Source organism: Brevibacterium sp. JSBI002 (genome assembly GCF_026013965.1).
Taxonomy (GTDB): Bacteria; Actinomycetota; Actinomycetes; order Actinomycetales; family Brevibacteriaceae; genus Brevibacterium.
Window position 1 is genome coordinate 1,231,135 of the sequence record NZ_CP110341.1, and the last position, 12,126, is coordinate 1,243,260.

Sequence of the window (12,126 nt, forward strand, 5' to 3'; positions counted from 1 at the left end):
GGAGAGGCCACGGTCTACTTGGTCAGTGCGTCGACGTAGGCGTCGAGAGCCTGCTCGGACGACTTGGGTCCGCCGAAGGTCCAGATGCCTGCCGGGAAGGCCGTGGTGCGGTCGTCCTTCACCGCGGGGATGTTCGCCCAGATGTCGTTCTTCTTCAGCAGCTCCACATAGTCCTCGGACTCAGGGTCCTCGGTCCCGGTGTAGAAGAAGTTCGCGTCACCGACCTTCGAGATGCCTTCGATATCGGTCTGTCCGAGGCCGTACGCGGGGTCGACCTCACCGGTCCACGCGTTCTTCAGGCCCAGCTCCTCGCCGAGTTCGCCGATGAGCGAACCCTGGCCGAAGGGACGCAGCGCCACGTTCGAACCGTTGACCCAGCCGTCGAAGTAGACGAATTCGGTGGTGGCCGGGTCCGCCTCGGCGATGGCCTTCTTCGATTCTTCGAGCTTCGCATCGAAATCGCCGAGGACGGTTTCGGCGCGCTCGGTGCGACCGGTCGCCTCGGCGACGGTGGTGAACGTGTCCTTCATGTACTTGACGGGGTCCTTGCCGTCGGCGCCGGCCATCGCCATCACGGGGATTCCCTGCTTCTCGAGCTGACTGACGATCTTGTCCTTGCGATTCGTCGTTTCGATGATGACGAGATCCGGATCGGCCGACAGGATCGATTCGACGTTGGGTTCCTGGCGAGTGCGACGTCGGTGGTGGAGTCGGGCAGCTTCTCTGCCGTGTCCCAGGTGGTGAAGCCCTTCGCATCGGCGACGGCGGCGGGATCGACGCAGAGGGAGAGAAGATCCTCGGTGTACTGCCATTCGAGGGAGACGACCTTCGCCGCCGGCTTGTCCAGTTCGATCTCGTGGCCGGTGTCGTCGGTGACGGTGACCGGATCCGCCGAGGTGGTGCTCGAGTCGTCCGCGCACGATGCGGAGGTCTGTCCCTTCGCATCAGCAGGGGCGTCGGTATCGGTGGTGCCGCACCCGGTCAGGGCCAGTGCGCAGACCGCCGTTGCCGATGCGAAGGCGGCGAACGAGGTGCGCGACAGAGGTGTTCTGGTCATGGTGTTCTTTCTGTGAACCGATCGGCGATCGGAGATGAGGTGGTGCGATTTCTGGGTGTGACTGTCAGAAGGTGCGGTGGTGCGCTCAGAGGGCTGCGGCCGGGCGACGAGTCCGTCGGTGGAGGGCTTCGACCCGGACCAGGCCGGTGTCGGCATCGATCCGGGTCGAGATGGGCAGCCCGTAGACCTCGCTCAGCGTCTCGGCGGTGAAGACGTCTTCGCAGGTGCCGACCGAGCGGATGCGCCCCTGTTCGAGCAGGACCACGTGATCGGCGACGGTGGCGGCATGTTCGAGGTCATGGAGGACGACGCCGACGGCGATGGAGTGGTCGTCGGCGAGTTCACGCATGAGGTCGAGGATCTCCGCCTGGTAGCGCAGGTCGAGATGGTTCGTCGGTTCGTCGAGCAGGAGGACTCCGGTGTCCTGGGCCAGACAGGTCGCCAACCAGACGCGTTGGAGTTCGCCGCCGGAGAGCTGGTCGACCGGACGGTCGGCCATCACCATGGTGCCGGTGAGGGAGAGTGCGCGATCGACGGCAGCACGATCGACGTCGGTGAGCCCGGCGAAGCGCTTACGGTGCGGGTGGCGGCCGAAGGTGACGATCTCACGGACGCTGAGGCCCGACGGGTGCGGGCGCGACTGGGACAGCAGGGTGACGAACCGGGCGAACTCTCTGGCCGTCAGAGTGCTTGATGGAGTGTCTGCGTCAGCCTCGGTGATGACGACATCGCCCGAGGTGATCGGATGCAGCCGGGCCAATGAGCGCAGGACGGTGGACTTGCCCGACCCATTGGGTCCGAGCAGGGCGGTGACCCGTCCGGGGACGATCGTCAGGCTCACGTCATGGACGACCTCGGCGCGGTCGTAGCCCAGATTGAGGCCGGTGGCAGTCAGTGCAATCGCGTTCACAAATGATTAGCCTAACCTAAGTCGGCGCTTGAGGGTATCGGTGTGGTGCAGATCACTCGCGTCAGTGCCTGCCGATAGTGTGGGCCTGCGACCGTAGGATGGGACCGATTGAGGAGGAGCAGATGAGATTCATCGCCACGGGGGACTGGCAGCTCGGCATGACCGCGCACTACCTCAGCGACGAGGCCCGGCCCAGGTACCATCGCGCCCGCCTCGACGCCGTTGCCCGCATCGGAGCGCTCGCCGCCGAGACGGGCGCGGAGTTCGTCCTCGTCTGCGGAGACGTGTTCGAAACCAACCAGCTCGACCGCGCGATCATCGCCCGGACTTTCGAAGTCCTCAACGCTTTCACCGTGCCGGTCGTGCTGCTTCCCGGCAACCATGACCCCTTGGACGCCGCATCGATCTATGACTCCCCGGCCTTCTCCTCACGGGTGCCCTCGCATGTGCATGTCCTGCGCGGCAGCGACTCCTTCACTGTCGTTCCCGGGGTCGAGATCATCGGCGCCCCCTGGTCTTCCAAACATCCTCAAGAGGATCTCGTCGCCGCAGCGACGAAAGACCTCGCCGAGGTGGCTGCCGGTGATATCCGGATCATCGCCGGCCACGGAGCCGTGAGCGTCCTCGACCCGGATCGGGAATCGCTGGCCACCATCGACACCGACCATCTGCAGGCACTGCTGCGCGACGACTGTGCCCAGTTCGTCGCGCTCGGCGACCGGCACGCGACCTTCGAGGTCGCCGACCGCATCTGGTATCCGGGAGCACCGGAAGTGACCTCTCGGCGGGAGACCGATCCGGGCAACGTGCTCCTCGTCGACATCGATGCCGACACCCACCGGGCCGAGGTCGAGAAGGTCCACGTCGGCACATGGGCATTCACCGTCATCGAAGCCGACCTCAACTCCGCCGAGGATGTCGCCGATTTCGAAGAGCGGATGAATGCCGTTCCCGACAAGGACCGCACGGCGGTGTGGCTGATCCTGCGCGGCACTCTGCCGACGGCGGCGAAGGCCCGACTCGACGAACAGCTCGACCACTTCTCCGACCTGTTCGCGCTCGTCTCACTCTGGGAGCGTCACATGGACCTGGCCGTCGTCGCTGCGGACGACGACTTCGCCGATCTCGGACTGAGCGGATACCTGCAGGAGACTCTTGACGAACTCTCCGCACGTGCCACCGCAGACGACGACTCAGCAGTCACGGCCCAAGACGCACTCGGTCTGCTCTATCGATTCGCCAGGAGCGGCTCATGAGACTCCATTCCATCCGCCTCATCGACTACCGCGCCATCAGCGACGCCACCGTCGACTTCAGCTCCGGGGTGACGATCGTCGAAGGCCCGAACGAGGTCGGGAAGTCCTCGATCCATCAGGCCATCACGCAGCTGCGCGAGGACAAGGACAGCTCCCGCAAGGCCAGCGTCAAAGACACCCAACCGGTCGGTTCCGACGTCGTCCGCAGGTCGAACTGCACCTGAGCACCGGGGACTACGAACTCCGATACAGCAAACGCTGGATCAGACAGCCCTTCACCGAGCTGAGCATTCTCAAGCCCGTCCCCCAACAGCTCAGCGGGAGCGAAGCACATGAGCGGTTCTTGGCGATCCTCGACGAAACCGTCGATGTCGACCTGCTCGACGCTCTCGACGTCGCTCAGGGCCGGAGCCTCGACCAGGCTTCCCTGGCCGAGATCAAGGCACTGCACGGTGCTCTGGGCGAGGCCGGGGAGGAACCGGCTGACCACGATGCCTTCCTCGACAGAGTCGAAACCGAATACCTGAGGTTCTTCACGGCAAAGGGCAAGGAGACGGGTGAGCTGCGAAGGCTCACCGAAGAACTCCCCGGCGCCGAAGAGCGGCATCGTGAACTGAAGGCTCGCAGCGCCGATATGGACGGGCTCGTCGACCGGCATGCTCGAGCAGCCGAGCGGCTGACGAATGGGCGCACTCAGCTGGCATCGGCCGTGACCGAACGCGAAGAGGCTGAACAGGCTGTGCAGTCCGTGTCCGGGCTCAAGACCGAACTCGATCGAGCTCTCGAACGCGCGGGCGTCGCACAGAGAGAACGTCAGCGTGCCGAGGAAGCGCGAGACCGACGTCAGGCACTCATCACCGAGGTCACCACGGCCGAAGAGTCGGTGAAGACTGCCGACGATGCACTCAAGACGGTCACGACCGCACAGCAGGAAGAGGACTCGTCTCTCGCCGAGGCGCAGAAGGCCTCGAGGCCAAACAGGCCGCACTCCTCACCGCTCAGGATGAAGCGAAGACCGCAGCCGCCGATCTCGCTCGGGCCCGCGCACGCAGAGAGGTCGACACTCTGCGGAAGAGGCTGGCCGACATCCGCGACCAGGAACGCAGAGCAGCCGAGGCGAAAGCGACGATCGGGTCGATCACCGTGACCGCGAAAGACGTGGAGAAACTCGGAGGACTGTTCACCGAGCTGCGCATTGCGCAGAACGCGAAGACCGCGGCCGCCGCACAGATCGTCGCCCGCCGCCTCGGCGATACCGCCGTGAGCATCGACGGAACCGATGTGCCCAAGGGGTCCGCCGAGGAATTCGCCGTCACCTCGGACCTGCAGATCCTCGTCGACTCCGTCGTCGACATCACTGTGCGACCGGGACAGTCACCAGCCGAACTCGACCGGGCCCTCGACTCCGCGCAGACCTTTCTCGACGCGGAACTCGACCGGCTCGGCGTGACCTCCCTAGAACAGGCACGCGAACGCAGCGAGGTGCGCACAGACGCCGAGGCCGTGCTGGCCGAAGCCTCATCGACTCTGCGGGTGCTCATCGGCGACGACGACCGTGACGGACTCGATTCCGCACTCACGCGAGCCGAACACCTGGCGGGGGACACTCCTGATACCAGCGGAACCGCCGCATCGATCGACGACCTCGAAGCACGAGTCGAATCGACGTCAGCAGCGGTCGACGACGCGACTGCACAGGTCGAGACGGCCAGGACCGCGCTCGAACGCATTCGCACCGACCGGGATGACGCACGTGTGGCAGCCGTGCGTGCACAGTCGACGCGCGAACAGGCCGCGACGACTCTGCAGAACCTCCGCACCCGCCTGAGCGCGGACAGGGAAGCGAACTCCGATGAGTCCCTCGACGAAGCACTGACCACTGCCAGGGCGACACTGACACAGCTGGAGGACGAGGCCGCTGCCGCACGCTCCGAATACGAGGCCGCCGATCCGGAGACTCTCGAGATGCGACTGCAGAACGCTCTCCAGCTCGTCGACAGCAAGCAGAAGCAGCAGGAGAAGGACCGGCAGGAGGTCGATCAGCTCTCGGCTCTCATCGACGATCGTGCGGCCGAAGGCATCTACGACAAGCTCAAAGCCGCAGAGCAGAACGTGGAGTCCATTCGGTCGAAGCTGGCTCGGATGCAGCGGCAGGCGGATGCGATCCGGCTGCTGCGCGACACTGTGCTCGCACACAAAGAAGAGGCTCAGCGGAGGTACGTCGCTCCGTTCAAGGAGCGATCGAGAAGCTGGGGCGAGTGATCTTCGGCCAGGGGCTGTCGGTGGAGATCTCCGAGAATCTCGAAATCGTCTCTCGCACGCTCGACGGACGCACCGTCGCCTTCGACGCACTCTCGGGTGGGACGAAGGAACAGCTGGCGCTCATCGGCCGACTCGCCGTCGCCACCCTCGTCGATGCGGATGCCGGCGCACCGGTCATCCTCGATGATGCGTTCGGCTTCTCCGATGAGCAGCGCCTGGCTGCGCTCAACGTCATCCTCGGCAACGTCGGTCGCACGTCTCAGGTCATCCTGCTCACCTGTCAGCCCGACCGGTTCGCCTCCATCGGCGGCGCCGAAACCGTCAGCCTGGGCTGAACCGCCTCTGACATTGCCCGAATGAACGAGTCGCGGACGTTCCGTGCGGGATTCTGCTTAAAATCCGGCACGGAACGTCCGCAACTCTAGGCAGCCGCCCTCAGTCGGCGGGAGATGCCGACTTCTCAGCGACCTCCTTTGCTGCTTGGGCGGCTTCGACGGCATCGGCGCGGATGGTCCGCCGCAGGATCTTGCCCGAACTCGTCTTCGGCAGCTGATCGATGAACGTCACCTGGTGTGGAGCCTTATAGGAGGCGAGCTTCTGCCTGCAGAATGACATGATCTCCTCAGCGGTCGCCTCGGCGCCGGGCTGCAGGGTGACGAAGGCTGACACATCCTCGCCGCGGTAGTCATCGGGGATTCCCACGACAGCTGCCTCCTGGACGGCCGGGTGCATGTAGAGCACATCCTCGACTTCTCGCGGCCAGACCTTGAAGCCGGAGGCATTGATCATGTCCTTCTTTCGGTCGACGATGAACAGCCACCCGTCTGCATTCATGAACCCGACATCGCCGGTGTGCAGCTCGCCGTTGGGGATCTGCTCGGCGGTGGCCTGCGGGTTGTTGAGGTAACTGGAGACCACCTGCGGTCCGGAGATCGCAACCTCTCCGACCTCCCCGGGGCCCATGGGCTGACCGTGGTCATCGAGGATGCGGATCATCACGTCCGGCTGCGGCAGACCGCAGGCGAGGTTCCCGCTGTCCGGGTCGACCGGGGCTTGGAATCCATGCGGCACGGTGGCGACCTGAGCGCAGGTCTCCGACAGGCCGTAGCCCTGACCGACATAGATATCGGCACGCTCTTCGAATTTGTTGACCAGTCCTTCGGGCAGCGGTGCACCGCCGGACATGAGGGACTTGAAGGATGCGAACTTCTCGGCGCTGAAGTCGGGGTGCGCCATCATCGCCGTGTAGATCGTGGCCGGGCCGGCCATGTATGCAGGCTTCTCCCGATCACACAGGGCGATGAGCGAACCGGGTTCGAAACGATAGTTGAGGATGAGCCGGGCACCGCCGGCCACGGCCGCCAGGAACTGGCAGATGAATCCGGTGATATGGAAGAGGGGAGCCAGTGAGACGTAGCCGTCACCGGGGCCGAGGATCGGGTTGCGCAGGCAGTAGCGCGAGTTGCTCGAGATATTCGCATGAGTCGCCGCCGCTCCCTTCGACCGTCCCGAGGTGCCGGACGTGTAGGCGATGAGACCGAGGTCCGACGGAGCAGGGGAGTGCGGGGTGAAATCGGTATCGAGGTTGTCCTCCACCGCCTCTGCGAACGCAAAACGTCCTCCGACCGGCGGCAGGTCCTCGAATCGCGGCAGCTTGTCGAACATCGCATAGATCGCATCGGGGCCATCCGTCTGGAAGCTCCGGTCGTCACTGAGCACAACCAGCGGCAGGTTCGACGTATAGTCCTTGACCCGGCCGAGATAGGCTGCCTGAGAGACGATGAGTCCCTTGACCTCGGAGTCGGCGAAGATGTGCTCGAGTTCGCCGCGGTACATGGGGTTGAGGGGGACGACGGTGCCTCCGGCCTTCCAGATCCCGTAGGTGGAGATCACGAACGCGGGGGTGTTCTGGTCATAGATGCCGACCCGGTCGCCGGGTTTGATTCCGTGGGCCGAGAGGAAGGCGGCGAAAGCTGTCGACCACCGGTCGAACTCCGCCCAGGTCAGAGTGAATCCGTAGTAGTTGATGCCTTCCTCGTCGCCGCGGGCGTCGACCGTGGCAGCCAGGTCGGCCAAGGGCGTGGAATCCGGCAGCACATAGGGCTCCTGAGCGAGATCTCCCAAAGTGGTGATCCACGGGCGATCCTCAAACCAACTGTTCGTCATCGAACATCCTTTCGCAGGCGGTACCTGGCCCGTTCACACTGCTGCGGGCCCGGCGGGGTCTCACTGTATCGCGGAAGAGCCGACCTCAGCCGCGGTGTTTACTGATCTCATTGCGGGCGATGGAGCGTTTGTGCACTTCATCCGGTCCATCGGCCAGACGAAGGGTGCGCATATGCGCCCACATCCGGGCCAGCGGGAAGTCCTCGGTGACTCCGCCGCCGCCATGGACCTGAACCGCCCGGTCGATGACCTTCAGAGCCATCGTCGGTGCGACGACCTTGATCTCAGCGATCTCGTTCTTCGCCACCTTGTTGCCGTGCTTGTCCATCATGTCCGCAGCGTGCAGGGTCAGCAGCCGAGCCTGATCGATCTCGATCCGGGACTCGGCGATCCAGTCTTGGATGTTCGCCCGATTCGACAGCTTCTCACCGAAGGTCACGCGTGAATCGGCGCGCTTGACCATGAGCTCAAGCGCCCGTTCGGCGGCTCCGATGGCACGCATGCAGTGGTGGATTCGGCCGGGGCCCAGACGCGCCTGACTGATGGCGAAGCCTTCGCCCTCACCTTTGAGAATGTCCTTGAACGGTACGAGCACGTTCTCGAAGATGATCTCGGCATGGCCCTCCCGGTCGGCGTAGCCGTACACGGGCAGGTTGCGCACCACGGTGACTCCGGCGGCATCGATCGGCACGACGAGCATCGACTGCTGTCGGTGCACCTCGGCGGTGGGATCGGTTTTGCCCATGACGATGAGCACCCGGCAGTTCGGATGCATCGCGTTCGACGCAAACCACTTGCGCCCATTGAGCACGAATCCGTCGTCGGTGCGCTCCATGCTCATCTCGACGTTCGTCGCATCGGAGCTGGCCACGGCCGGCTCCGTCATCGCAAACGCCGAAGCGATCTCACCCTCGAGCAGGGGCCGCAGGTACTTCTCCTTGTGCTCATCCGTGCCGAAGACAGTGAAGACCTCCATATTGCCGGTGTCCGGCGCATTGCAGTTGATCGCTTCCGGGGCGATCTCCAGGCTGCGCCCGGTGATCTCGGCCAATGGAGCGTATTCGAGGTTCGTCAGCCCGGGCCCCCATTTCGGGTGCGGGTGGAAGAGGTTCCACAGGCCCTGCCTCTTCGCTTCGGCTTTGAGGTCTTCGAGGATCTGCGGCTGTGTGTGGGGGCTGGCCGCCGCGGCCATCTGCTCGGCGTAGACCGGCTCGGCCGGGTAGACGAATTCGTCCATGAACGCGTTCAGACGCTGCTGATACTCACGTCCGCGTTCGCTGATTTCCAACACGTGGGCTCCTTGCTTCTCGGTGGGTCTCACACTGTTGTGAGGTCTGGTCTCAGGCGAGTCTCACCCGCTGGTGGGGCTCGGTGTCACTGTTCGCTGAGTCGGGCTTGGTATCGGGACATTCCGCGCAGCCAGCGGTCGTAGTCGCTGCCTTTCATCCGGTACATCTCGAGCACTTCGGGGTGCGGCAGGATGAGGAACTGCTCGTTTTCAACGGCGTCGAGGACGATGGCGGCCACCTCGGCGGGTTCCAGGACGGTCCCGGCTGAGGTTACGGCCTTCTGGGCGGCGTCGCCGGCGGGTCCGGCGTCGTCGAGCAGATTCGTGTTCACTCCCATCGGGCAGACCACCGAGGCGCGGATTCCGTCGTCGCGGTAGGTCATGGCCAACCATTCCGCGAATCCGACTGACGCATGCTTGGTCACCGAATACGCGGCCGAGCCGATCTGCGTGAGCAGCCCTGCCGCCGAGGCGGTGGCGACGAAGTATCCGGAACCTGCCTCTTGCCAGCGGGGGACGAGCGCCTGCGCGGCGCGGATGTGGGCGCGCATGTTGACGTCGATGATCGCGTCCCAGTCGGCGTCGGATTCGCCGAGCATCGCCGGACCGATGATTCCGGCATTGGCGAAGAACACGTCGATCCCGCCGAGGCGGCCGTCGGCAGATTCGATGAGCGCACTGATTCCGTCGACCGATGACACGTCCCCCGTCCACGCGAATGCCGATGCGCCGAGTTCGGCGGCGGTGTCGCCGACCGTGGGGGAGAGGTCCGCGAGAACGACTGACGCACCGCGTTCGATGAGCTCGGCGGCCAAGGCGGCGCCGATTCCTCCGGCGGCCCCGGTGACCACTGCACGTTTGCCGGCCAGGGGGGAGGTCATGATCTCTCCAGCAGGTCGAGTGCTTGGCGAGCGAGGTCTTCGACTCCGGCTCCGGCCTCTTCCGGGTCGAGATCGAGGTCGCCCATCTTGCCTGTCGCCAGTCGCGTGTAGACGCCTTCACGGATGCATGCGAGTTTCCACATCGCGAAGGCCGAGTAGTAGCTGACATCGTGGACTTCGTGACCGCTGACCTCCTGGTAGCGGTCGATGAGCTCGTCTGTGGTGGGGAAGCCGTCGTCGGTTCGAGGCACCCAGATGCTGGTGTACTGCTCGGGCACCGTGAGCATGGCGACGAAATAGCCGAGGTCGGTGAGCACCTCACCGATGGCCGTCAGCTCCCAGTCGACGACGGCATTGACCGTCCCGGAAGGGGTGAAGATCATATTGTTCGGTTTGAAGTCCCCGTGCGCTATTCCCACAGGCGATCCCGCAGGGTCGGGCATGGCCTCGCGGAGGACATCGTGGACCTCATGGATGATCGGAGTCTCGCGCATCGCGATCTTCTCGACCTGCCCGATCCAACGACGCAGCTGTCGGTCGATGAGCCCGCCGGATCGACGCAGATCGGACAATCCGACAGCATCGACGTCGACGGAATGGATCGCCGCCAGGGCGTCGACCATGCCGAAGGCGCAGTCGCGGCGATTCTCATCAGGGATGGACTCCCACTCGGAGGGAGTGTTGATCGGGAACCCGGGGCAATGATCCATGAACACGAAGGGCACGTCGAGGACCTCCGGGTCATCGACGATGTCGAGGACGGTCGGCACCGGAACGCTGCTGTCGTTGAGAGCGGCCATGATACGGCCTTCGCGGGCGACGTTGTGAGCACTGCCGCCTTCGTGGCCGAGGGGCGGGCGGCGCAGCACCCAGCGCGGACTGCTGTCGACGAGGATGGTGAACGTGAGATTCGAGCGACCGACCGACATCACTTCGACCTCGAAGTCGCTGACCCCGAACCTCTGCTCGATCCATCTGCCGATGCTGTCCACATCGAACCCTGCCGGTGATTGTGTCATCCTTGACCTTCCCGAGTGAACAATCGTTCAGTAGAGTTCACAGTATTCATCCCGGGCGGGAGAGTCAAGCCGTGAAAGTGATCACGGTCATAGCCGCGCGGTGTGATAGACGTGAGAAGACCGCCGCCACCGGAGCCGGAGCGTTCCGCGTGGCCCACAACGTTAGCGAGGAAACTATGAAAGCCATTCGCGTCACCGCTCTGACCGGGCCCGATGATGTTGAGCATCTCGATGTGGAGCGCCCGTCGCCGGGGCCGGGCCAGGTGCTCATCAAGGTCGCCTACGCCGGAGTGACCTTCCCCGAGCTGCTGCAGACGCGCGGGATGTATCAGGTCAAGCATGACCTGCCATTCACCCTGGGTTCCGAAGCGTCCGGAACTGTCGCCGAGGCGGGGCCGGGCTGCCGGTTCGCCGTCGGTGATCGGGTCGCGGCGATCACGGGCTCGGGCACTTTCGCCGAGTACCTTGTGGCCGCTGACGAGGCCACCGTGAAGGTGCCGGATTCGGTTTCCTTAGCCGATGCCGCAGGTATGCCGATGAACGTGCTCACTGCTGACTTCGCGCTGCGTGTGCGCGCCGATGCCCGGCCGGGCCAGAGCCTCCTCGTCCACGGTGCTGCGGGTGGCCTCGGTTCGGCCGCGGTGCAGCTGGGCTCGGCGATGGGCCTCGACGTCGTCGCCGTCGTCTCGACCGAGGCGAAGGCCGACGCGGTTCGTGAGATCGGCGCGAGGCATGTCGTCTACGCCGACGGTTTCAAAGACGCGACGAAGGAGATCTTCCCGGGCGGCGTCGATATCGTCTTCGACCCTGTCGGCGGCGACCGCTTCACCGATTCGACGCGAGTGCTCGCACCCTTCGGCCGGCTGCTCGTCCTCGGCTTCACTGCCGGCGAGATTCCCTCGATCAAGGTCAACCGACTGCTGCTGAAGAACATCTCCGTCGATGGTGTCGCGTGGGGCGCGGCGACTGTCGGTCATCCGTCGCTCATCGACGAACAGTGGCAGGCCGTGGCCGAGTATGTGTCCGCCGGGCGCCTCAATCCGCGCAACCATGCGAGGTATCCGCTGGCGCAGGCGGCAGCAGCGATCAAGGAACTCGAATCCCGCTCCGTGATCGGCAAGGTGCTGCTCGAGATCGCGGGGGAGTGAGACCGGCGACGACCGCACTCATCCGGGGACGGCGCGAATGTCCCAGGGCAGACCACCGAGGCGGGTGAGTCGTCCCACATTCGAGCGGAAATCCCTCGGCCGCCGGACCGTTTCGGTGCTCCGTCCCCTAGACTGGGCC

Annotated in this window: 13 protein-coding genes; 6 read left to right on the forward strand and 7 right to left on the reverse strand. The window is 64.7% G+C overall.

All coding sequences use genetic code 11. From position 1 onward, the window contains the following. Positions 1 to 14 precede the first annotated feature (14 nt). The 3 genes from LJ362_RS05530 to LJ362_RS05540 form a co-directional block, all read right to left on the reverse strand. Positions 15 to 665, reverse strand: coding sequence for an ABC transporter substrate-binding protein (locus LJ362_RS05530; protein WP_264801780.1), 651 nt, complete (start codon positions 663 to 665; stop codon positions 15 to 17). Then, a complete protein-coding gene (locus LJ362_RS05535; protein ID WP_264801889.1) occupies positions 572 to 1,057 on the reverse strand; it encodes a hypothetical protein in 486 nt (161 codons plus the stop codon). Before LJ362_RS05535 ends, LJ362_RS05530 begins: the two co-directional genes overlap by 94 nt. Positions 1,058 to 1,142: 85 nt before the next feature. Further along, positions 1,143 to 1,967: an ABC transporter ATP-binding protein gene (locus tag LJ362_RS05540; protein WP_181270325.1), complete on the reverse strand. Its 825-nt coding sequence runs from the start codon at positions 1,965 to 1,967 to the stop codon at positions 1,143 to 1,145. 122 nt (positions 1,968 to 2,089) lie between these two features. On the opposite strand from LJ362_RS05540, the gene LJ362_RS05545 reads away from it, so the two are divergent. The 5 genes from LJ362_RS05545 (at position 2,090) to LJ362_RS05565 (ending at position 5,820) form a co-directional block, all read left to right on the forward strand. After that, on the forward strand, positions 2,090 to 3,223 hold the full coding sequence (locus tag LJ362_RS05545; RefSeq protein ID WP_264801128.1) for a metallophosphoesterase family protein: 1,134 nt from the start codon (positions 2,090 to 2,092) through the stop codon (positions 3,221 to 3,223). Further along, positions 3,220 to 3,447, forward strand: a complete 228-nt coding sequence (locus tag LJ362_RS05550) for an ATP-binding protein (RefSeq protein ID WP_264801129.1) — start codon at positions 3,220 to 3,222, stop codon at positions 3,445 to 3,447. Before LJ362_RS05545 ends, LJ362_RS05550 begins: the two co-directional genes overlap by 4 nt. Before the next feature lie 119 nt (positions 3,448 to 3,566). Continuing rightward, the gene (locus LJ362_RS05555) at positions 3,567 to 4,370 is read left to right on the forward strand and encodes a hypothetical protein (protein WP_264801130.1); all 804 of its coding nucleotides are present in this window, start codon (positions 3,567 to 3,569) and stop codon (positions 4,368 to 4,370) included. Beyond that, positions 4,367 to 5,485, forward strand: coding sequence for a hypothetical protein (locus tag LJ362_RS05560; protein WP_264801131.1), 1,119 nt, complete (start codon positions 4,367 to 4,369; stop codon positions 5,483 to 5,485). Before LJ362_RS05555 ends, LJ362_RS05560 begins: the two co-directional genes overlap by 4 nt. Then, on the forward strand, positions 5,482 to 5,820 hold the full coding sequence (locus tag LJ362_RS05565) for an ATP-binding protein (protein WP_264801132.1): 339 nt from the start codon (positions 5,482 to 5,484) through the stop codon (positions 5,818 to 5,820). Before LJ362_RS05560 ends, LJ362_RS05565 begins: the two co-directional genes overlap by 4 nt. A 100-nt stretch (positions 5,821 to 5,920) precedes the next feature. On the opposite strand, the gene LJ362_RS05570 is transcribed toward LJ362_RS05565, so the two are convergent. The 4 genes from LJ362_RS05570 to LJ362_RS05585 all read right to left on the reverse strand — a co-directional run bounded on the left by LJ362_RS05570 (position 5,921) and on the right by LJ362_RS05585 (position 10,839). Then, positions 5,921 to 7,651 carry a class I adenylate-forming enzyme family protein gene (locus LJ362_RS05570; RefSeq protein WP_264801134.1) on the reverse strand — a complete coding sequence of 577 codons (1,731 nt, stop codon included), beginning with the start codon at positions 7,649 to 7,651 and terminating at the stop codon, positions 5,921 to 5,923. Between the two features lie 85 nt (positions 7,652 to 7,736). Further along, positions 7,737 to 8,942 (reverse strand): acyl-CoA dehydrogenase family protein, encoded by a 1,206-nt coding sequence (locus tag LJ362_RS05575; RefSeq protein WP_264801136.1) that lies wholly within the window; start codon positions 8,940 to 8,942, stop codon positions 7,737 to 7,739. 83 nt (positions 8,943 to 9,025) lie between these two features. Then, on the reverse strand, positions 9,026 to 9,820 hold the full coding sequence (locus LJ362_RS05580) for an SDR family oxidoreductase (protein WP_264801138.1): 795 nt from the start codon (positions 9,818 to 9,820) through the stop codon (positions 9,026 to 9,028). Beyond that, positions 9,817 to 10,839, reverse strand: a complete 1,023-nt coding sequence (locus tag LJ362_RS05585) for a phosphotransferase family protein (protein ID WP_264801139.1) — start codon at positions 10,837 to 10,839, stop codon at positions 9,817 to 9,819. Before LJ362_RS05585 ends, LJ362_RS05580 begins: the two co-directional genes overlap by 4 nt. A 176-nt stretch (positions 10,840 to 11,015) precedes the next feature. Between LJ362_RS05585 and LJ362_RS05590 the strand changes: the two genes are divergently transcribed. Then, positions 11,016 to 11,987 (forward strand): NADPH:quinone oxidoreductase family protein, encoded by a 972-nt coding sequence (locus tag LJ362_RS05590; RefSeq protein WP_264801140.1) that lies wholly within the window; start codon positions 11,016 to 11,018, stop codon positions 11,985 to 11,987. Positions 11,988 to 12,126: the final 139 nt, after the last annotated feature.